The following is a 21,882-nucleotide window of genomic DNA, read 5'->3' as shown; positions in this document are numbered from 1 at the left end:
TTAGTCAGGATTCTGCACCTATTCTAAACCAAAAGCGAGAAATGTCCATGCTTGCCTTCATCCAAAATCTCAAAATTGCCACCAAAATGAAGCTGGTTATCTTCATTCCCGTTCTTGCCCTTCTTCTCCTCTCGGGCATTATCATAGGAGAGCGTTACAGGCTCAAAAACGAGAGTCTCCTCTTAGAGCAGAGCGTCATTCTCTCCACCCAAATCTCACAGGTAGTGCATGAGCTCCAAAAAGAGCGTGGCGCCTCAGCGGGATTTTTGGGAAGCAAGGGGGAGAAATTTGGCGATATTTTGCGCGAGCAGCGCCAGCTCACCAACACCAAAATCGCCGAATTGGAGAGCTTTTTGAAAAACTTTGATCCCACACGCTATGATCAAAGTTTCCAAGGCTTCTTGCAAGAGGGCCAAAAGGCGATAAAGAATCGTGATTCTATCCGCCAAAAAGTCGATAGCCTCAATGTAAATATCGCCGAAGTGCTTGGCTACTATACCACCACCATCTCCCATGGAATCGACACCATCGGCTCCATCGCCAACATGAGTACACACAGCAAGATCACTCGGCGCCTCTTTGCCTACACCAACTTTTTGCTCTCCAAGGAGCGGGCAGGATTGGAGCGTGCGACCCTCTCTAACACCTTCAGCCAGGATCGATTCGCCCCAGGAATTTACCAGCGATTCGTCGCCCTCCTCACCGAGCAGGAGACCTTCATGAAATCCTTCCAAACCTTCGGGCAAAAGGAGGATGTGAGCTTCTACCAAAAAACCCTCCAAGGCAAAAGTGTGGAAGAGGTGGGGCGCATGAGAAAGATTGCGCTTGAGCGCTACTTAGAGGGAGGCTTTGGGATCGAGGCGACCTACTGGTTTTCCACTATCACCGAAAAGATCGATCTCCTCAAAAAAGTTGAAGATCACCTTGCCATGAAGCTCATCAAAGATATTGTAGAGATCAAAGAGCGCTCCTCCTTGGAGTTCACGCTCGCCCTCCTTGGAATCTCCATTGTGGTGCTTTTTGCTCTACTTTTTGGCTTCCTTATTGCCAAAGATATCATCTCTAGGGTGGCCATCGTGCAGGATCGACTCCTCCACATCCAAAGAGAGAAGGATTTAAGCCACCCTATTGGGCTTCATTGCAAAGATGAGATCGGCACGATCGCTTTAGCTCTGGATCGATTCCTCGATTCCATTAGGGAGATTCTTCTAGAGCTCTCCAAGCAGAGTCATGAAAACACTCAAATCTCGCATGATCTCCTCTCTACCGCTGAGCGCGTGAAGCAGAACACCGCCCAGAGCTCTAGCCTCTCTGAGAATACGATTGGGGTCGGAAAACGCATGGAAGAGGTGGTCAGCCAAAATCTCGCCGAAGCGGATAAAACCGCCCATGATATTCAAGGAGCCCAAGAGCAGCTGGGTGCAGCCTCCTCCTTTATGGTCAAGCTCTCTGAAAGCGTCAAAGAGGATGCCAAAACCGAAGAGATGCTCGCTGAAAGCATTCATTCGCTCAATCAAGACGCCCAAAACATCAAAGGAGTGCTCACCGTCATCGCTGATATTGCCGACCAAACCAACCTTCTCGCTCTCAACGCTGCGATTGAGGCTGCCAGGGCAGGAGAGCATGGACGAGGATTTGCCGTGGTGAGCGATGAGGTGCGAAAGCTTGCCGAGCGCACCCAAAAGAGCTTGGGTGAGATCAATATCACCATCAACACCCTCATGCAGGCCATCAGCGATGTGAGCGCCCAGATGAACGACAATTCAGGTCGAATCTATCAGCTCGTGGATGCCTCCTCTGAAGTGGAAGAGAAGATCACAAGCGTAGCCCAGATCATGCAAGAAGCCGTCTCTATCGCCCAAAACTCGCTAGAAAGCTCCAAGGAGCTTGGCGAAAATTCCAACGAGCTTCTAGGCAATAGCGAGCAGATCAATGCACGCCTCCAAGAGATTGCTCAAAGCATGGGCTATATTTCAGAGGCTTCCCATCGCCTTGACCAGAAGACCTCCGAGATCAACGAGCGCCTCTCGCAGTTCAAACTTTGAGCCTTTTTGAGGTATGCTTTAGCTTTATTCCAACAAAAAGGATAGAGAGTGATTGATGTTCGCAACTTGGGTTGTCCAGAGCCCGTCATAAGGACCAAAAAAGCTCTAGATGCCCTAGGCACGGAAGGCATACTCGAGGTTCTCGGGAATACCGAAGCCTCCAAGGAGAACATTTTACGATTTGCCCAAAATAGCGGCTATGGCGCCTCACTCGAAGAGAGAGCGGGAGGAGAGTTCCTCATCACTCTCACCAAGGGCTATGAGTGCACCCTCGCCTCACCTAAGCCCTCCAGAGAGAGCGGTGAGAAGGTGATGTTCGTGAAAGATGACTGCATCGGAGAGCGTAGCGAGCTGGGTGAAAAGCTGGCGCGAGGTTTCCTCAAGGCGCTCTTAGAGGCCAACACCCTCCCTAAAAAGATCATCTTCGTCAATCGAGGCGTTTGGCTCACCACCAAAGAGGAGAATCGAGCCACCATTGATGACCTCATTTTGCTTGAGAAAAAAGGAGTGGAGATCTACTCATGCGGAGCTTGTCTAGACTATTTTGGTCTCGCTCAGGAGCTCAAAGTGGGCAAAATCGGCAATGCTCTTGAGACAATCAACACCCTTTTGGATTCTTCTGGAGTGATCTCTCTTTAAAAACTAGGCGATGGAGAGGAGAAGATTCTTGATCTTCTCCCTCGTCACAGGCACTATCAAAACTCCATCAAATCGTAATTTCATCGCCTTTTGCCGAATCCTTGAGGGCTCTTTGGCGTGGCGGGCAATCACCACTTTTTTAGGAGCACAGAGGCCAGAGGCGATTCTCTCTTGAATCTGCTCATGGAGCTGCGTAAAAAGCGAGCGCCCCACCACATCCTCCATCACGATGATTTCAAACCTCCCCTCTTGAAGCTTGGTAAAGAATCGCTCCAGCGTTGATGCGGTGAAAACCTCCACGCGAATATAGCTATCAATCTCCTCCATCTGACGCCCCTCTTGCGCCAAATCCTCCATGACATTTCCCAGGAGCGCTACACGAATCGCATTCTCCTCCTCCATCTTCTGGCGATAGCTGATGAGGCGATGGTTGAACTCCGAATAGAGACTTTTATCCAGCTGTTTGACATAGTAATCGAGGTAGGTTTTAGAGGAGAAGACCCCCTCAATCATCCCTTGGGCAAAATAACCTCGAACAAAGCGCGATTCTCTTGCGGCTATCCAAAGAATCCGATCAAAGCGATAGGCAAGTCGATTGACTAGAGCGTTGGCCTCCTTCTCATATTTGCCCGCCTCCTCCCTAAAGATTCTCACAAAATTATCAAAATCCCTCTCCCAAAGCTCTTCCCTGCGCTTCTCCAGCGCCCCAAGCTCCTCTTGGAGGCGTTTCACTTCATGCACGCGATCGATATAACGACGATTGACATTTTTAAAAGAGCGCTCCAAATCTTCTCTGCTCTCAGGCTCGATACCTGCTCCTTTTTGCTCTAGCTTGATTCGATCCATCTGCGCCGAGAGGATTCCAATCTCTTTTTGGTAGAGAGTGATTTTATGGATGCTCTGCTGAAGGGCTCGAAGCGTATCAATATAAAGGGGCTGACTTTTTAAAAATATCTCTTCATAATTGTAGGCAATCGAGGAGCCGATTCTTCGCTGGAGACGATACTGGATTCCCAATGCCTCACTAAAGCGCTCTTTGGCTTCACTCAATTTTTTTAAGCCTTGGATCTTAGGGTCAATCTCGATGAAGTTGTTATAGGCGGTATGAATGAAACGCTTCATGAGAGAGTAGTCAAGCTCTTTGCTCTCCTCATGACGAAATTCAAAGACCCCAAGTCGCTCTTTAGCTTGAGCAAAAAAGTGGGCAATTGCCTCCTCCACGCTTCGCTCTTCTATCCCCAAACCTCGCTCTTTAGAGGCCTTGAGCGCATAACAAGTGATCATCCTGCCTTGGGTCTTCAAAAAACCCGCCAAGCGATCCTCGTCCCACTCCAAAGGGAGATAGCCCATGGATGAAAAGGAGAGAATCTTATCAAGCTCAGCCGTCCCCTCTTGGGTGGCAATAATCAAGGGAAGATCAGGATTTTGCTCTTTGAGAGTACAAAGCGTCTCTAACGCCTCCTTGTTGGCTCCATCCCCCAAGAACAGGAGCAAAACATCCATAGGGTGGCTTCTCAACCCCTCAAAAAGCTTTTTACCCGAATCGTAGATAAAGGAGAGCCCAAATTGATCTACAAGGTAGATCTCTTGGTGAGGCTTGATGAGCCTAGAGGGATCCAACACCACGAGATGGCACTCTTTAAAAGTCACGGCACTTCCTAGGCAAAATTTCAGCGCAGAATCGTTCTCATTTTACTCTCTTTGAGCCTCAAAAGCGAGAGACTAGCGCATCGAATTGGTTATTTTTGCAAGATTTAGGCGATGGAGAGGAGAAGCGCTTTAAGCTTTTCGCGCGTGATGGGCGGGGTGAGGATATTCTCCCATCGCATGGATAGGGCTTTTTCTCGGATTCGCTCAGGATCTTTGTAGTGGCGCACCAAAAGGACTTGCTTGGGCAAAAAAGAGGAATCAACTAGGCTCTCTTTGAGACGCTTCCAAAGCTGAAAAAAGAGCCATCTCCCCACCACATCCTCCATCATGACAATTTCATACTTCCCCTCTTTGGCCTCTTCAAAGAAATTTTCCAGCGTCTGGGGCACATAAAGACTCACGCGAATATAGCCATCCGTTGCTTCAAGGCGCCGCTTGTCTTGGAGCAGATCCTCGGTCACATTTCCGACCAAAGCCACATGAATCGCATTCTCCTCCTCCATCTTGTGACGGTATCGAATCAGCTCTCGATTGGCTTTAGAGGAGAGATTTTTATCGAGATGTTTGACATAATATTCTAGATAGGTTTTAGAGGAGAACACCCCCTCAATCATCCCCTTTTCAAAATATTCTCGCACCAGCCTTGATTCTCGTGCGGCAATCCAAAGGAATCGATCAAAGCGATAGGCGAGCGCATCCACTAGCTCTTCATACTCTCGCTCATACTTCCCCGCCTCCTCCTTAAAAACCCTCATAAATGCCTCAAAATCCCTTTTCCAAAGCTCCTCCTTAGTCGCCTCCATCACCCCCAAGGATTCTTGCATCTGCTTGATTTCATGCATCCGATCAACATAGCGGCGATTGGCATTTTTAAACGACTGCTCCGCCTCCACCTTAAGAGAGGGGTCACTTGCGTGCTTCATCTCCTCTTTGAATCGCTCCATTTGAGAGGTCAAGATTCCCATCTCTTTGCGATAAACACCCATCTTGTGCAGGGTTTGCTCTAGCTTTTGGATCACGTCAATATAGGCGGGTTGATTTTTGAGATAGACCTCTTCATAGTTGTACTCAATCGAGACATCGATTCGCTTCTTCAGTAAAATTTGTAGTCTCAGCGCCTCACTCAGACGATCTTTAGCCTCAGTGAGTTTTCGAATAGAGCGTATTTTGGGATCAACTTCGATGAAATTATTGTAGGCGGTGTGGATGAAGCGCTTCATGAGTGGATAGTTAAAGCGCTTGCCGCTCTCCGCCTCTAGATCAAAAGCAGCAAGCTTCTCTTTGGTATGAGAGAAGAATCGAGCGATCGATTCTTCAAGACCAAGCTCTTGAGGGGCATCTCCGCGCCGCTCGCGCTCCTTTTTGGCGTAGCGAAGGATGGATGATTCTTGACTTCTGAGCACTTCAGAGAATCGATCCCCCTGCCACGCCACAGGAAGCATTCCCGCTAGTGCAAAGGGGATGCTTTTATCAATTTCATCAGGCGCGATATCCGTCGCCAAAAGAATAGGAATCTCAGGATACATCCCCTTGACCGCCTTGAGAGCCGAGAGCGATTCAGAGCCCCCCAAGGCTTCCAAAACAAGGAGAATCATATCCATCGGATGACTCTTGAAACCGGAGAGAAGCGATTCAAAGGAGTGATGAACAAAAAAGAGTCCAAACTGATCCACAAGATAGACCTCTTGTTCAGAACTAAGCGCCCTAGGCTTGTCCAGCACGATCAAATTGCACTCTTTTAATGTCACACTATGCCCTTGAAATCGAATTCACAACACTCAAAAAGCGCTATTTTATCGCGTTTTATACATTTTTGCGATAACCTGCTCTGTAAATCCAAAAGGAGTGAATCCAACGCTAACGCCATGAACGAAACCACCAAAATCACCCAATTTGTCAAGGTGGCTGGCTGTGCAGGGAAAGTAGGTCCGGGGGACCTCCATCATCTCTCTTCCTTGCTCCACCAGCCCCATGATCCCTCGCTATTGGTCGGCTTTGAGGGAAATGAAGACGCTGGAGTCTACCAGATTTCACCCGAGTGCGCCCTCGTGCAAACTGCGGACTTCATCACACCCGTGGTGAATGACCCCTATCTCTATGGACAAATTGCCGCGGCGAACTCCCTGAGTGATGTTTTTGCCATGGGAGGGCGGGTCAAAACTGCGCTCAATCTCCTCATGTGGGATAAGTGTCATTTGGATGAAAAAATGATCTCCGAGGTGCTCCAAGGGGGGCTCTCCAAGATCATCGAATCTCAAGGGATTCTCATCGGAGGGCACACGATTGATGATCGCGAGCAGAAGTATGGACTAAGCGTCACAGGTTTTGTCCATCCTCAAAAAATTTGGCGCAACCACACCACCCAAGAAGGCGATGCGCTCATTCTCACCAAGCCCATTGGTATGGGGATTCTCACCACCTCCATCAAAGCCGATATGCTCTCCCCTCAAAGCACGCACGAAGCGGGTGAGTTGATGGCGACTCTCAACCTCTATGCCGCCCAGATTGCTAGCGAGTTTGAGATTCACGCTTGCACCGATGTGACAGGCTTTGGACTACTGGGGCACGCACTGGAGATGTGCGGGAATCGCTCCATCCGTCTCTTTGCCTCCCAAACCCCCTACCTCTCTGAAGCCCTAGAGATGGCTAAAATGGGAATTATCCCTGCAGGAAGCTATGCAAACAAAAGCTACCTGGAGCCTCTCACCTCCATTGAGGCCTCTTTGAGCGCTGAAGAGGCGATGCTCTTTTATGATGCTCAGACCTCAGGCGGGCTCCTCTTCTCTCTTAGCGCCAAAGAAGCTCCCAAACTCCTTGAGGCACTCCGCCAAGGAGGAATCTCCCACGCCTCCCTCGTGGGAGAGGTTCTCCCTAGAGGTGAGAAACCCCTCTACATTGGATAACCTCATGCTTCGCTTCTTGGCCTCTCTTCTTCTCTCGCTCCTCCTCTTTCCTCCCCTCTCTTTGAGGGCGCAAGAGGATACGGTCGATCTCTTTTTGATCATTCAGCGCATCCAAACCATCAACGAACAGCTTCAAGTTGCCAAAAGTCGCAATCTTGAGACCAATGAAAGCGCTTTTTCCAAGGAGTTTCAAGGAGTGATTGAGCGCAAGCTCTCTCTTTTAGAGAAAATTCCCATGCTGCTTGCCAGCCACCAAGAGAGTCTCCGCCCTCAAGAGCGAAACTTTCAAAAAGAGGAATCAGAGCTCGCCATCAAAATCAAAACCAACGACCAAATGGGCTACAAAAAGGCGGTTTGGCGAGACAAGATTCTCCTAGAGACGATTCGAGCGGATCGGCTTTTTTTGGCAACCCTAGAGGATTTAGAACAAAAGCTCAAAGGCTTCACTTCGCCCCATGAGATACAGACTCGCCTTGATGAATCGATCCTCGCCCTCCAATCTCTTCCCCTAGAAGAGCTCAAAAAGGCGCTCAAGGAAGGGGGCGAGAGTCCAATCGATTTAGAGATTTCTCAAAACCTAGAACGCCTCGAAGGGAGTCTTTCGACCTATCTGGAGGTTTTGGAGTATCTCCGCGCCAACAGCGCCCTCCTTGTTCCCAACTATCTCTTCTCCAGTCTTAATCTCAAAGGGGCGATTGATTTTTTAAACGGCAAGATTCCTCTCTCGCTTTGGAATCTCAACCTCGGCAAGCTCCTTATCAGCGGGCTTATATTGATTCTCTTTTGGTCACTAAGACGCCTTTTGGCCAAAGGAACCTTCTACCTCTTTGTCACCCTTCCCACGCGGATGGAGCAAGATGCCTCGACCAAAAGTCACATCATCACCACCATCACCAAGCCCCTCTCACTCCTGCTCTTCTTCTATGGTTTTGATGTCTGTCTCAATGTCCTCTACTATCCCTCGCCCGTTCCAATGCTCTTCTCAAAGTGGTTTGGGGTGCTCTATATCATCCTCTTTTCTTGGTTTAGCATCTCCGTCTTGGAGGGTTATGGGACACTTTGGCTCACCTCGCTTGCCAAGAAAAATCGCGATCTATTCCGCAAAGAGGTGGTCAATCTCGCCCTGAAAATTCTCTACTTCATTGTCATTTTAATTGCTCTATTGATGATTCTTAGTCGTCTTGGTTTTGATATCTCCGCGCTTGTCGCCTCCTTGGGAATCGGTGGACTTGCTGTAGCGCTCGCGGCCAAGGATATATTGGCTAACTTCTTTGCCTCTGTGATGCTTCTCTTTGATAACTCCTTCTCTCAAGGGGATTGGATTGAATGCGGGGGCGTTGAGGGGACGGTGGTCGAGATTGGCCTACGCCGCACCACCATCCGAACTTTTGACAATGCGATGCTCTTTGTCCCCAACTCCAAACTCGCCAACGAATCGATTCGCAACTGGAATCGGCGTCAAATCGGACGGCGCATCAAGATGAGCGTTGGAGTCACCTACGATTCCCCCAAGGAGAAGCTCGAAGCCTGCGTTCATGAGATTCGCGCCATGCTCCTTGCTCACCCCGGAATCGCCAAAGCCGAAGGAGAATCGCTAGGGCGTCATCACTCCCTCGCCCTCAAACGCGATATCGTCTCTATCGATGATCTCCTAGGACTCAAATCCAACCTTCTTGTCTATGTCGATTCTTTTGCCCCCTCCTCCATCGATATTCTGATCTACTGCTTCAGTCGCTCCACGGTCTGGGCGGAGTGGCTCGCCACCAAGGAGAACATCATCTTGCAAATCATGGAAATCATCGAGCGCCACGGACTCAAATTTGCCTTCCCCAGCCAAAGCCTCTATATCGAAAGCATCCCTAATGACGCGCTTGAGCGCCTCAAAGAGCCTCAACATGATTGAAACCTCAGCCCTCATCGAAGCCCTAGGAATCGTTATCACCCTCCTTGTTGCCTTCTTTGTGGGGCGACAAACCTACGCGCACTTCATCCGTAATCGTGCCTTTACCTATATTGAGCGCTTCAACCACAAAGATTTCATGGAGCTAAGAATCGCCCTTGAAAAGTGGCTCGCCCAAAATCCTAGAGTCGACTCCTTTCGCCTTTTGCTCGCCTCCAAGGAACCTGAAGAGATTGAAATATCCATCAAGATTCGAACCTTTTTAAATCTTTTTCAAGAGCTTGCTGTGGCATTTGAAAAGGGAATGGTGGATAAAAATATCTTCTACTATAATTTTGATTTTCTTATCACAAGCCATTGGGATAGATTCGAGGAGTTTATCTTCGCCTATCGTGCTTACACAGGAGACTACACCATCTACAAGCGCTTTGAGTGGATGGTCAAAGAGGTGAAACGCCACCGCCGCGCCTTCTCTTCAAGACGAATCTTCGCCTTTGGCTATGGCTCTCTTTTGGTTCCAGAGAGCATCCACGCCACGCTCAAACGCCCAAGCGCCTCCTACACACTTCACCCCGCCACCATCCAAGGGTATCGACGCGAGTGGAATCTCACCGTGCCCCTCTTCTCTGACGCACTCCAAAAGCCGATTCTTGGGATTTTTCTAAACATCATCAAGGAGAAGGGCGCAAGCACTCAAGGAGTTATTTTCGAGGTGAGCGAAGAGGAGTTGGGGCTTTTACGCCAAAGAGAGATCAACTACGACTGCCTTGAGGTGACGCCCTACATCCAAAGCTCTCTAGCCCTAGAGCCTCGGGATGTGGTGGTGACTTTTGTCGGTCAAGAGCGCCACTATCTTGGTCAATCCAGTGACGCCTATGTCTTGGAGCGCTATCTAGGAATCGTCCAAAAAGCGAATGATTCGACACTTCTTGATATTGGATCTCTTCCTAGACTTGATGGAGCTTATCGATTCTCTTCTTCATGACTCCCCTCCTTGATTCCCAACATCAGCCGACAAGACCCCGGCGTGCCTGGAGGGACTAGGGCGACTCGATCCCCCTCTTTGAGAGTGAAGTTTTTAGGGGTGATCATATAGTTCACAAAAGCTCCCTCCACCTCCTCGTCTCTAAAACCAAGCTGAGCGACCAGCTCTTTTACTGTGATACCCTCTTTGCACTCATAAAGCTCCCCAAGATAACCTATATTCTGCTCTTTAAGATGAGGGCGCAGAGTCGAAAAGGCCTTGAGAGAGAGTTTCATGGAGCCTCCTTTTGGATTATTCTAATTCATCCAACCATTTTAGCACCAATCCGCCCCCAAAAAGACCCTAAAAAATCTAACGATTCCCCTAAAATCCTAGCGCCACGCTTAACATCACGCTTCTAGGCGCTCCGACATAGTAGGTCGCGCTTCCATTTCTCGCGTCATCGGAGGCATTGATCACTGAGATATATTTTTTATCAAAGAGGTTATTGACCTCTAGGGAGAGCTTGAGCGAGCTCCCTTGGTAGAATTTAGGCCTTAGGTAGCTAAGGCGCACATCGGCCAAGAGATGAGAATCGATCTTCTCATTGTGCGTGCTATCTCCGTAGCGATTCCCTAGATACCTCAGCGCAGGGGCAAGCTCCCACGCCCCATAGGTGTAGATCGCTCCCGCTCGAAACATCCACTCTGGCGTGTCCACCACCTGTTTGCCTTTGACCTCCATCACGCTTCCTTGATAGCTCAAATCCTCATCATAGGTCATGCGTGTGTAGGTGGGATTGAAAAATAGAGTCCAATCCTCGCTCACAAAGGCATTCAACTCTAGCTCCACGCCATAGCTGGTCGCCTTGCCGATATTTTGCTGATAGCTGATGGGTTTTCCGCCCACGATCACCCGATCATCGGATATATTGGTGAGGAGATTTTGGTGGCGACCATAAAAGAGCGTGGGGGCTATCTCGAAGCTCTCACCTCTATAGCGGATTCCTAGATCAAAATTGTCCGATTTCTCTAACCCATAGCCATCAAAGAGATCTTTGGCACTCACCCCTGCAGCCATAAAAGCGGCACGATTGTTTTGATAGGTGTTCATAAGCGGCATATAGGAGTAGGGACGGATGAAGCCCTTACCATAGCTCGCATAGGCTTGCCACGACTCAGAGATATCATACGCCACTCCAAGCGTGGGCACCCATAGATCATGCACCTCGCCCTCTCGATCTAAATCGCTTGCCCTATTAAGCCCATAGGGAGCCGCAGCGCTACTCACATAGCCTTGGCTATCTGAATCCTCAAAGCGGAAATATTTCATCCCCGCCTGATAGTGCCAATTCCCGCTCTGAGTGGAGAGCTTAAGATAGGGGCTATGAATCTTTGCTGTGCCTGCGGTGGCAAAAACTCCATAGCCTCGATAGGAGAGGGTTTGACCCGTGATAGCGTAGTTTTGAGTGTAGATATTCATGTCCGATTCTTCATAGTGGTAACCAAGGAGGGATTTGATACCTAAAAGCTCCCCTCCAAGCTCTCCAATCACCCCTTTGCGCTCAATATCTCGCGTCCGCTTCTGGACTCTCCCGCCCCCTGAAGTGACCCCTTGATAGACCTGCGCGTCCTCTTTGGAGTAGTAGGGTTTAAGCGAGAGCTTCAAAGAATCGCTCAAAGCGTAGTCAAAAACTGCGAGGTAATCATCGTTTTGATACTCGCCTCTGTTGTAGTCGTAGTAGTTGATATCCGTTGCCGCCACACCCGTCTTTTGGTCATTGTAATCTAGGCGAGCGTTGGCGTTTAAGTCGCTTGCCTGTGTATAGCTCAACCCTCGATAAAGATGGCTGTCTTGATCGTTACGATTCGCCCAAAGCTTGAGACTTCCTTTTTCTCCAAGAGGCTGAACAAGCGTGATATTGCCATTTTTTCTCCCTCCAAGATCGCCCTCTCCTTTCCATTTTTCCGCATCTGTATAGGAGAATGAACCCGAAGCACGCGTCCCGCTCCCCCCAAGACTTCCCGAATCAAGCCTCAAATAGCTTCGCGTGTAGCCATGGCTTCCCACCCCTTGAGAGAACTCCACCCCGCTCTCCTCTTTCGCCCATTTGGGGTGAAGCGTGATCGCCCCTCCTCTAGAGCCGACTCCCGTCCCAATATCCCCCGGAATCGCCCCTTTATAAAGCGAAAGGCTCTCCATGTTTTCCATGTCATAGAGATAATCTCTTGGCCCAATAGGATTCCCGCCGTAATTGGGAATCCCTTCGACACTCAACGCTCCCAAAGAGCTCTTGACCCCGCGGATTCGCACATTGCTTTGCTCAATCCCTAGTCCATTGTTTTCAACACTCTCCACCTGAACTCCAGGCAAGATTCCCGCCGCTTCATAGACGCTACTTTTTGCCCTTACTCCTGAGAGCTCCATCCCTTTTTGACTCACTTCACTCCCTGTGTAGACCGTCTCATAGGTCTGCATCGTGGGGGCAATGTATCGCTCTTGACTCACCTCTACCCTCTCTAGCTCCACACTCAAAGGCTCACTTGCCAAAAGAGAGATCCCAAGTGCTAGACTCCCATACCCAAGCTTCCAATCCATCGATCCAGACTCCTTTAAAATATTAATTTTTATGAATTGTTAATATTATCGGAGCAACATTAATACGGAGTTAAAAAATATATTACTAATCCACCCTTCACTCTTCTCTGTTTACCATTAGTTAAATATTTTTATGTATAATTAACTTATAAAATATTCTTATTTAAAGGATTGTCTGATGCGCACTCAATTAGTCGAGAGTTACAAGCCATCCCTCTTCTTGTCCTCCCTAGGAAGCGGGGGCTTGGCGGTCTCTTTTTATCTCTATCTCATGTTCATGATTCCTCACCCCACGCGCCCTATGGCTACTTTTGAGGACATCTTCCCCTATGTGATGCGAGGAGATTTCATCTCTCTCTTGGTGGTGATTGACTTGGCCATCATCCTCTTTTTTGCCCTCGCCCACCTTCGCCTTCTTTGGTGGAATATCCAAGAGTTCTCCCTCTTTAAAAAGAGTGAAGCCTTCACTAGGCTCAAGAATAGTCCCGAAGAGGTCTCTTTAATGGCACTTCCCCTCACCTACGCCATGACCGTGAATGTGCTCTTTATTCTTGGAGGTGTCTTTGTTCCGGGGCTTTGGAGTGTGGTGGAGTATCTCTTCCCTGGGGCGTTGATCGCTTTTTTAGCCATTGGTATTTACGCCCTTAAAATCTTTGGCGACTACTTTAGTCGTCTGCTCGCTTTTGGAGGATGCGATTCAAAAAGCAACGCCAACTTCTCTAAACTCATCGCCGTCTTTGCCTTCTCTATGATCTCTGTCGGATTCGCCGCCCCAGGAGCGATGAGCCAGTCTCTCCTTGTAAACGCCATAGGACTCTTCTTCTCTATTTTCTTTGCCGCTTTGGCAATCACCTTTGGCTTGGTGATTCTTGTGGCTGGAACCAAATCGATGATCAAAGAGGGAATTCACCCCGAAACCAGCGTCTCCCTATGGGTTGCCATCCCCATTCTCACTGTATTAGGAATCACTGCCACAAGGATGATCCACGGATTTGCCCATGGATTTGAGCATACCCAAGCCAAGCCTTTTATCGGCTTCATCCTTGCCTCTTTAATCTTCTCGCTTCAACTCATGTTCGGCTATCTTGGCTACAAAGTGATGAAAAAGGTGGGTTATTTTGAGCGTTTCATCTGGGGTGAAGAGAAGAGTGCCTCTAGCTTTGCGATCATCTGCCCCGGGGTTGCCTTTTTTGTCTTTGGGATGTTTTTCCTCTCGCTTGCCCTTTTAAGTCCGGGGATTATCGCCCCCTTCTCCCTGCCCTATTTCCTTTTCCTAATTCCCTTTGTGGCGGTGCAGCTTCTCACCATCATTGTCTTTAAGCGACTCTACGAAAAACTCTTAGCCGCCTAAAGATTTTTCAAGGGAGTGTCACCTCTAGCATCGTTCCTCTTTCTAAGAATCGAACACGATAGGGGTGCGCACCCTTAACCCCAAAGCTCTCTCCTCTCTCCAAGAATCGCTCTTGACCAGCGAGTCTCACCCCCACGCGCCCCTCTAGAATAAAACCAAGACGCTTAGAATCGCTCAAGGGCGACTCAAAGACTCCGCCCTCACCCGCGCTCACCAAGCGCCATCCACAAGAATCCATCTCACCCCCTAAGCACTCCACGCCCCCTTCGCCAAACTCTCTAGCCAAAGGCATCTCAAGCCATTCCCCCTGAAGGCATCGCGCTCCAAAAAACTCTCCCCAAAGAGTCCTAAGCCCCCCGCTCACGATCGAAGGCTCCGAGGTGTGTAGCCATAGAATCGGCGGAGCGTTCGGCTCAGGTGTGCTTGGTCACAAAAGCCGCTCAAAAGCGCCGCCTCGCTAATATCGCACCCCTCTTGAAGATAGCGCTTGGCCTTTTGGGTCTTGTGCATGAGCAAAAAACGATGGGGTGTCATCCCCTCTAGCTTGGCAAAAAGCCTCAAAAAGCGAAAACGACTCATCCCACACAAAGAGGCGAGCTCTTCTAGGGTGATCTTCTCCACCTCATCCCCCTCAAGTATCCGCTCTTTGGCTTGGGTGATCTTGGCGCGCTCCATCAAAAGGAATCGAGAAGAGGGATGCCACGGGCTCGCATGATGCGCGATAAGATAAGAGAAGGCTTTAAGAGAAGCCTCCTGAAGGGCGAGCAGCTCTCTCTCCTTACCGACCAAATCAAAAAGCTCCCAAAAAAGACGATAAGCATAGGGGTCTTCGACCACGGTTTTGGCAAAGTGAGGTTCACCCCTCTCCCCAAGAATCTCACTGGCGTACTCTCTTAGCATCTCTTCCTTGGGATAGCAGTTCCAGTAAGCCCAGCTTCCCCCCGTATGTTCAAAGACACAAGTGTGCTCCTCACCGGGGTGATAGACGCAGACCTTGTGGCGCCCCATAAAGTAGGTCTCCCCCTCCCCTTGGCAGAGGCTAAGCCCCAAGGGCATAATTCCAATAGAGTAGGTCGGATGGGCGTGTTTGGCAAAACAGAGTCGCTCTTCAAGCCTTGAGAACTCTGTCTCTTGGAGTGATGGGATGGTTTTGACAAAGCTCACTCTTTCTCCTTGATGCAATTTCACAGGAGACTATAGCTCAAAAACCACCCCTTGTATTGAATAAAATTGCACTCCCTATCTTAAGCAGCGCATCCTAAGCTCTCGATGCGCCCCATAGAGGAAGAGGCTTCGGCAAAAACTAAAAACAATGAAGGCCAGCCAAAGCCCGTGATTCCCCCAAAGGGGTACAGCGAGACTATACGCCACTCCAAAGCACGCCAATGCTCCAATCATGGAGTTCCTAACAGGGCGCGTGAAGGTCGCCCCTGTAAAGATTCCATAATAGACTAGCCCGATTCCTCCCACAAAAGGGAAGATCGCTAACCACAGTTTATGGGCTGAGGCGATCTCTCGCACATCTGAGAGCTCCGTGAAAAACGTGATCATCAGCTCGCCCCCCACAAGAATCAAAAAGGCCAAAAAGAGGCTCAACACCCCAATGGCTTGATTGGAGATTTTGACCACTTCATCATAATCTTTGACATTTTTTGCCCCCAAAGCCCTCCCCGCAAAGACACTAGAAGCATTAGCCACTCCATCAAAAAAATAGGAGAAAAGGTATTGGATCTGAAATAAAATCGCATTGGCCGCTAGCACCTCTGTGCCAAAGCGGCTCCCCTGCGCCACAAAAATATTGGTCATAGTCAATAGGCAGATTGTGCGAATCATCAAATCGAGATTGACGCTCATAAGACGGCGAAGCGATTCCCTATCCCATAGCTCCTCTCCGTAAACCAAGAGATCCTTTAAAGGGATTCTCTGCCCAATAAGCCAAAGTCCCAAAGCAAATGCGTAAGATTGGGCGATGAGAGTCGCATAAGCCACTCCCGCCACTCCCCACTCAAAAACAAAGACAAAAATCACATCCAGTGCAATATTGATAAGATTGGTGGAAATCTGCAGCCAAAGCGTCTCCTTGATGAGGCGCTGCCCCATGATCCAGCCTAGATTGACATAACCCAAAAGCACCAAAGGCGCTCCCCAAATCAATATCTCAAAGTAGGTCTGAGCACTCGTGATGACAGCCTCTTTGGGCTGATAAATCCAAAAGGCCCCCGATAAAATAGGCTTTTGCAATACTAAAAAAACCAACCCGATCAAAAGTGCCACGCTTGCGGGTCTAAAATAGGCAAAATATTGCTCTTTGGCGACCCCTGCCCCTAATGATTGTGCCGAGAATCCAGAAGTCCCCACGCGCAAAAAGCCAAAAAGCCAATAAAGGGTATTAAAAATCACCGTCCCTATCGCGACCCCTCCAATATAAGAGGCATCACCAAGCCGCCCGACCACCGCCGTATCCACCGCCCCTAAAAGAGGCTGGGTGAGCGTGGAAACCACAAAGGGAAGCGCCACGCTCAAATATTCTCTATAACCTATCGCCAATACGATTCCTTAGCAAAAATGGGGGACTTCAAGCGCCTTGACCGCTTCAAGAAGCGATCGAGAATAGGGGTTTTGGATCTTGCCCAATTCCCGAATATCTTCCAGTGTCTCTGCGATTCTCCCCTCTTGAAAAAAGAGCAGTCGATCACACAAAAAAGTGGCACTCATGAGATCATGAGTGATAAAAAGATAGGCGAGATTATACTTCTCTTTGAGATTTTTGAGGAGTTCTAGCACCTGCACCTGCACCGAAACATCCAAGGAGCTCACCGCCTCATCCAGCAAAATAAAACGGGGTTTGGTTGAGATCGCCCTAGCGATACAGACTCGCTGAAGCTGTCCGCCACTTAGCTGATGAGGAAATCGATCCAATATCCCCTCACATAGCCCCACCTCTTCTAGCAGGTTCTTGGCGTACTCACGCCGCTCCTTGGAGGATCTCATCGTTGATCTAATCCCCTCTGATAAAATCTCAACCACCCTGAAGCGAGGATTGACCGAGCTGGTGTAGTCTTGAAAAACCACGCTGATGGCCTGATGGCTAGCCCTGTCATGCCTCCTCCCCTCAAAGAGAACCCTCCCGCTATCAGCCTCCTCAAGCCCTAGAGCAATTCTCCCTAGAGTGCTTTTTCCACTCCCTGATTCGCCAACAATTCCTAGGCACTCTCCTTCGCGGAGGGCGAGAGAAACTCCTTTAAGGATGGGCTTCATCTCATTTTTAAAGATACCAGAGCCCCCTTTGTAGCTCTTGTGAATCTCTTGCAACTCTAAAAGCATGGACGCTCTCCTAAACACTCTTGAAAGATTTTGATCAGTTGCAAACGCCGCCCAATCAACTCTTGGCTTGTTTTGTGGGTCGGATTGACAATGATCTCTTTAGGGGTTCCTCGCTCAATCACCTCGCCCTGGCACATCACTAAAAGCTCATCAGCAATCTGGCTCAGCACGCTTAGATCATGCGATATGAAGATCATCGAGGTGCCAAAAAGCTCTCTAATTCGGCGAAACTCTTTGAGCACTTCCACCTGATTGGCTACATCAATCGCAGTGGTGGGCTCATCAGCAATGATCACTGCAGGACTCAGCGCGATGCATAGAGCAATCATGATTCTCTGCAGCATCCCTCCGCTTAGCTGGTGAGGATACTTCTCTAAAATCTCCTCGCCCTCGCGCAAATTGACCTTTTCAAAGGCCTCCAAGATCAGCTTCGTGGCCTTCTTGGTCTCCAAAGAGAGGGCGAGCATGAGCGTCTCAAGCATCTGATTTTTCATGCTAAAAAGCGGATTAAAGGCAGTCATAGGGCTTTGGATCACCATGCAAAGCTCTCGTTGACGAATCCTCTCTCGCTCCTCTCTGGGGAGCTCCAAGAGATTTCGCCCTTTAAAGCGCACCTCCCCCCTCACCTCAAAATCTTCACCCAAAAGTCCTAAAATCGCCTTGCAAGTGAGGCTTTTTCCACTGCCTGATTCGCCCAAGATTCCAATGCAGTGATTCTCCTTGAGTGAAAAAGAGACTCCTTGCACCAAAGGAAATCGCCGCCGTGAATGGGTGAAGGCGTCCACGCAGAGGTTTTTCACTTCTAAAATCATCGATTATGCCTTTTAGGGTCTAGAATGTCTCGAAGCGAGTCGCCCAAGATGTTAAAGCACGCCACCACGGTCAAGATCGCCATTCCAGGGGCAATCATTTGGGCTGGCTGAGTAATGAGCGTGTTTTTTGCCTCTCCAAGCATCGCCCCCCACTCAGGGAAAGGAGGCTGGATGCCAAGCCCCAAAAAGGAGAGCGTGGAGATGTTGATGATGACCCACCCTATATCAAGCGTCCCAAGGATAATAATCTCAGAGGTGATGCTGGGGACAAGGTGACGAGAGATGATAAAAGAGTCGCTCTTGCCAATCGTCTTGGCATAGAGCACATAATTTTTGTGCGCATAAGAGACCACGATTCCACGAATCATCCTCGCATACCATGTCCACTTGATGAGGATGTTGGCAATAATGATATTCTCAATTCCCACCCCCATGATCCCTACGATTGCAAGAATCATCACTTGGCTGGGGAAAGAGAGCATCACATCACAAAAACGCATGATCACTTCATCCACCACTCCCCCATAATAGCCTGCCACGATTCCGACTAAAACTCCGATAACAATCGCACAGACCATGGTCAAAAGCGCCAAAAAGACAGTGTTTTGGATCCCAAACACCATCCGCGAATAGATGCAACGCCCCAAATGGTCTGTTCCAAAGGGATACTCCATCGATACACCCGCAAATTTCATCAAAATATTTTGTTCCAGCGGATCATGAAGCGCGAAAAAAGAAGCAAAGATTCCCATGATAAACACCACGAGTAAAATCGCTAGAGCCATTGCCCCAAGCTTATCTTGTCTTATAAAGCTGACCACTATTTCACTCCTCTTCTTTGGCGCGGATCCATGAGCGCTTGGAAAATATCAATCAAAAGATTGCAAAAGACAAAGAGCAGACCCATCATGAGGATATAAGCCTGAATAATGGGATAGTCGCGATTAAAAATCGCCGTAATGCAGAGTCGGCCAATCCCTGGAAGCGAAAAGATATTTTCGATCACAAAAGTCCCTGCGATGAGCTGAACCACACTCATTCCAAGGGCTGTGGTAGTGGACTGGATGGAGTTGGGAAGTAGATGCCTAAGAATCACCCATCGCTCTTTGATTCCCCTCACGCGTGCATAAAAGATGTAGTTCTCTTGCATATTGTCGAGCATACTGTTACGAATGAGTCGAATATAGGTCGAAACATAGGTCATACTAAGCGTCACCGCGGGGAGGATGTAGTGCTTCCATGTGCTAGCACCATTAGTAGGAAGGAGATTGAGATAGACCGCCAAGCCCCACATCAAAAGTAGCGCAAGCCAATAATTGGGAATCGCCGTGAAAATAAAAATAAAAACTCTCATGCTCTTATCAAAAAGAGAATCACGATAGACCGCGCATAAGATTCCCAAAGGGAAGCTCACTGCCACCACAATCACAAAGGCAAAAGCGGCAAGCTTGAGCGTGACAGGAAGGCTGCGGGCGATCTCGTCATAGACGGTGCGATCAATATTGATATAGGAGTGCCCAAAGTCAAGATGGAGGCAGTTCTGAAGCCAATGAAAATAGCGCACCCAAAGAGGATCATTCAACCCCAAGCTTTCGCGCATATCAGCAATTGCCTGAGGAGTGGGGACAATCTCATTCACCCTCAAAGCCACCTCCGCGGGATCGGAAGGGATGAAGCTAATCAAAATAAAAGCCACAAACGAAATGGCCAACACCATGGGAAAAACTAACAACAGTCGCCGAATAATATAGTTTCTCATTGCACCCCTACTCAAAAAACAAAAATGCCACGCCCCCTCACAAAAGGAGACTCGCACAGAGGCGTGGCGATAGGCAAAAAAGGAGATTTTTCCTATTGAAGCGTCATGCGCTCAAATGGAACCTCATACTTAGAGACCCCAAAACCGACATTTTTCACTTTCTCATTGAAAATCGCACGGTTTCGCTCATAGGTCAAAGGCAGATAGACCGCCTCATCATGCAAGCGTGTCAAAACAAATCGATAGTGCTCTTGGCGCTTCTCTTCGCTCGTGCTCTCTAAGGCCTCAAGAATGCTCTGGTCAATCGCTGCTTTATCGGCGATTCCAAGCTGAGCAAAATAGTCTCCATAGACTGGCTTTCTCATCCCTGCAAGGAAAGATTGGGGATCATAGGGGGTTCCCCAAGAGATGTTAAAGACGATCTGAAACTGCCCCGCCTTCATTCGGTCCCGATTGGCCTGCTCCTCTTCGCCTGTGATTTTTAGATTCACCCCGATTTTGCTCCACTCGCCCTGAACAAACTCAGCAATCGTCTTATCAACCACATTGTTGCTATTGTAGTGAAGAGTGATAGCTAGCTCTTTGCCCTCTTTTTCTCGGTACTTTTTACCTTCGACCTTTTTCCATCCTGATTCTTCAAGAATAGCCTCTGCCTTGGCTAGATTGTACTCATAAGGGGTGAGTCCAAGGTTGGCGTAGGGAACGCTAGGGGCAAGCGTCAAGTCCGCAGGACTTTCAATCCCTGAGAAGATCGCCTTGGAGATGGTCTCTTTGTTGGTCGCGTGCTGGATCGCCTTTCGAATCGCCAAATCACCCATCACAGAATCGGCCGTATTGATAAGCAGCATTCGAGTGGAGGTCGGCGCAGACATAGCCGCTCCAAAGCCTTTCATCTTGGAGAATCGATTATAGGCCTCCGCATCAATCATATTGGTTCCAAAAAGAAGATCGACTTCACCCTTCTCTAGCGCCATGACGCGAGTTTGGTTGTCGGGAATCACCTTCACGACCACCTGCTTGGTTTGAGGTTTTTCACCCCAATATTTAGGATTGGCCTCAAAGATGGCGTATTGATCTTTATGATTTTCTTTGAGAATATAAGCACCTGTGCCGCTTAGTGCGCTTACACCTTCTTTGGTGCCTCCATTGATAAAGGCCTTAGGAGAGACGAATCGGAAAGGGCGAATCACCCCAAGCTCCACCAAAAAGGGGTAGTAGGGGGCATCAAGACGAATCGTAAGCTCATACTCGCTCGTGGCTTCGACCGACTTTCCTCCCGCCTTATCGATTGCCTCCATAAGGCGCACCGATTCTAGCCATGTGTGCCTAGGAGCGTTGGCCAAAATCGCATCAAAGTTGGCCTTAGCCGCTACTGCGTTGAACTTCTCTCCATCAGAAAAGAAGACATCTTCGCGCAACTTAAAGGTGTAGGTTTTGCCATCTTCGGAAATTTTCCAAGATTGGGCGAGCCAAGGAGTGATCTTCCCCTCGCTATCAATATGAACCAAGGACTCAAAAAGCATATTTTGCGCATAAAGCTCCCCTGCGTAGAGGTGTGGATTGAGATCGCGAATGTCGCGGAAGTTGGCAAAAGTCAAAACCTTGGGAGATTCGACTTTTGCTTCACTTTTTGCCTCTTCTTTGGAGGCGGGCTTATCACCTGAGCAAGCGCTAAAAAATAGCATACTCGCGCCTAAGAGCGTTGCGGCAATAGAGGATAGACCTACTTTTTTCATGCGATCCTTTCTTGTATGGAGATGGTTAGGAAAATTGCTTGATTATGAAAATCAATCCCATATTATACTATTAAATATAGATTCTTGTCAATTTTGTTATACCATTTTATTTATGTAAATAATAGTATATAATATTTAATTACTTCAATAATATTTGCAAATATAAAGTTTAATTTAAAATAAATATTAAGTGTAATAAAT

At 48.7% G+C, this 21,882-nt stretch carries 18 protein-coding genes; 6 read left to right on the top strand and 12 right to left on the bottom strand.

The genetic code is table 11. From position 1 onward, the window contains the following. Positions 1-41 precede the first annotated feature (41 nt). Positions 42-2,045, top strand: coding sequence for a methyl-accepting chemotaxis protein (locus WS_RS04820; RefSeq protein WP_011138898.1), 2,004 nt, complete (start codon positions 42-44; stop codon positions 2,043-2,045). 48 nt (positions 2,046-2,093) lie between these two features. Continuing rightward, positions 2,094-2,684 carry a sulfurtransferase-like selenium metabolism protein YedF gene (gene yedF, locus WS_RS04815; RefSeq protein ID WP_011138897.1) on the top strand — a complete coding sequence of 197 codons (591 nt, stop codon included), beginning with the start codon at positions 2,094-2,096 and terminating at the stop codon, positions 2,682-2,684. Positions 2,685-2,687: 3 nt separating this feature from the next. Here the strand turns inward: yedF and WS_RS04810 are convergent, their stop codons facing one another. After that, positions 2,688-4,334: a hypothetical protein gene (locus WS_RS04810; RefSeq protein WP_041571770.1), complete on the bottom strand. Its 1,647-nt coding sequence runs from the start codon at positions 4,332-4,334 to the stop codon at positions 2,688-2,690. 104 nt (positions 4,335-4,438) lie between these two features. Beyond that, positions 4,439-6,082, bottom strand: coding sequence for a hypothetical protein (locus WS_RS04805; RefSeq protein ID WP_011138895.1), 1,644 nt, complete (start codon positions 6,080-6,082; stop codon positions 4,439-4,441). Between the two features lie 117 nt (positions 6,083-6,199). On the opposite strand from WS_RS04805, the gene selD reads away from it, so the two are divergent. The 3 genes from selD to WS_RS04790 are packed head-to-tail and all read left to right on the top strand — an operon-like array spanning position 6,200 to position 10,122. Beyond that, the gene (gene selD / locus WS_RS04800; protein WP_041571767.1) at positions 6,200-7,237 is read left to right on the top strand and encodes a selenide, water dikinase SelD; all 1,038 of its coding nucleotides are present in this window, start codon (positions 6,200-6,202) and stop codon (positions 7,235-7,237) included. A gap of 4 nt (positions 7,238-7,241) precedes the next feature. Then, positions 7,242-9,140: a mechanosensitive ion channel family protein gene (locus WS_RS04795; RefSeq protein WP_011138893.1), complete on the top strand. Its 1,899-nt coding sequence runs from the start codon at positions 7,242-7,244 to the stop codon at positions 9,138-9,140. Continuing rightward, positions 9,133-10,122, top strand: a complete 990-nt coding sequence (locus WS_RS04790) for a DUF4760 domain-containing protein (protein ID WP_011138892.1) — start codon at positions 9,133-9,135, stop codon at positions 10,120-10,122. Before WS_RS04795 ends, WS_RS04790 begins: the two co-directional genes overlap by 8 nt. On the opposite strand, the gene WS_RS04785 is transcribed toward WS_RS04790, so the two are convergent. Then, positions 10,101-10,397 (bottom strand): MoaD/ThiS family protein, encoded by a 297-nt coding sequence (locus WS_RS04785; protein WP_011138891.1) that lies wholly within the window; start codon positions 10,395-10,397, stop codon positions 10,101-10,103. The two genes, WS_RS04790 and WS_RS04785, sit on opposite strands and share 22 nt — an antisense overlap. 88 nt (positions 10,398-10,485) lie before the next feature. Next, positions 10,486-12,699 (bottom strand): TonB-dependent receptor domain-containing protein, encoded by a 2,214-nt coding sequence (locus tag WS_RS04780; RefSeq protein WP_011138890.1) that lies wholly within the window; start codon positions 12,697-12,699, stop codon positions 10,486-10,488. A 178-nt stretch (positions 12,700-12,877) separates the two neighbouring features. On the opposite strand from WS_RS04780, the gene WS_RS04775 reads away from it, so the two are divergent. Beyond that, positions 12,878-14,050 (top strand): TsoY family (seleno)protein, encoded by a 1,173-nt coding sequence (locus WS_RS04775; protein ID WP_011138889.1) that lies wholly within the window; start codon positions 12,878-12,880, stop codon positions 14,048-14,050. A 7-nt stretch (positions 14,051-14,057) separates the two neighbouring features. On the opposite strand, the gene WS_RS04770 is transcribed toward WS_RS04775, so the two are convergent. The 8 genes from WS_RS04770 to nikA form a co-directional block, all read right to left on the bottom strand. Further along, positions 14,058-14,414, bottom strand: coding sequence for a hypothetical protein (locus WS_RS04770; protein ID WP_011138888.1), 357 nt, complete (start codon positions 14,412-14,414; stop codon positions 14,058-14,060). Next, a complete protein-coding gene (locus tag WS_RS04765) occupies positions 14,411-15,214 on the bottom strand; it encodes a helix-turn-helix transcriptional regulator (protein ID WP_041571762.1) in 804 nt (267 codons plus the stop codon). Before WS_RS04765 ends, WS_RS04770 begins: the two co-directional genes overlap by 4 nt. Before the next feature lie 75 nt (positions 15,215-15,289). Continuing rightward, positions 15,290-16,597: an MATE family efflux transporter gene (locus tag WS_RS04760; RefSeq protein WP_011138886.1), complete on the bottom strand. Its 1,308-nt coding sequence runs from the start codon at positions 16,595-16,597 to the stop codon at positions 15,290-15,292. 9 nt (positions 16,598-16,606) lie between these two features. After that, positions 16,607-17,374 carry an ABC transporter ATP-binding protein gene (locus WS_RS04755; protein ID WP_011138885.1) on the bottom strand — a complete coding sequence of 256 codons (768 nt, stop codon included), beginning with the start codon at positions 17,372-17,374 and terminating at the stop codon, positions 16,607-16,609. Next, positions 17,365-18,186 carry a nickel import ATP-binding protein NikD gene (gene nikD / locus WS_RS04750; protein ID WP_011138884.1) on the bottom strand — a complete coding sequence of 274 codons (822 nt, stop codon included), beginning with the start codon at positions 18,184-18,186 and terminating at the stop codon, positions 17,365-17,367. The genes WS_RS04755 and nikD overlap by 10 nt, the downstream gene beginning before the upstream one ends. After that, a complete protein-coding gene (nikC, locus tag WS_RS04745) occupies positions 18,183-19,007 on the bottom strand; it encodes a nickel ABC transporter permease subunit NikC (protein ID WP_011138883.1) in 825 nt (274 codons plus the stop codon). Before nikC ends, nikD begins: the two co-directional genes overlap by 4 nt. Beyond that, on the bottom strand, positions 19,007-19,945 hold the full coding sequence (nikB, locus tag WS_RS04740; protein ID WP_011138882.1) for a nickel ABC transporter permease subunit NikB: 939 nt from the start codon (positions 19,943-19,945) through the stop codon (positions 19,007-19,009). The genes nikC and nikB overlap by 1 nt, the downstream gene beginning before the upstream one ends. A 92-nt stretch (positions 19,946-20,037) precedes the next feature. Further along, complete coding sequence (gene nikA, locus WS_RS04735; protein WP_011138881.1) at positions 20,038-21,681, bottom strand: nickel ABC transporter substrate-binding protein; 1,644 nt, start codon at positions 21,679-21,681, stop codon at positions 20,038-20,040. Between the last annotated feature and the right edge of the window lie 201 nt (positions 21,682-21,882).

It is taken from the genome of Wolinella succinogenes DSM 1740 (genome assembly GCF_000196135.1).
Taxonomy (GTDB): Bacteria; Campylobacterota; Campylobacteria; order Campylobacterales; family Helicobacteraceae; genus Wolinella; species Wolinella succinogenes.
Note: the sequence above shows the minus strand (reverse complement) of the source record. Positions and strands in the feature narration are given on the sequence as shown.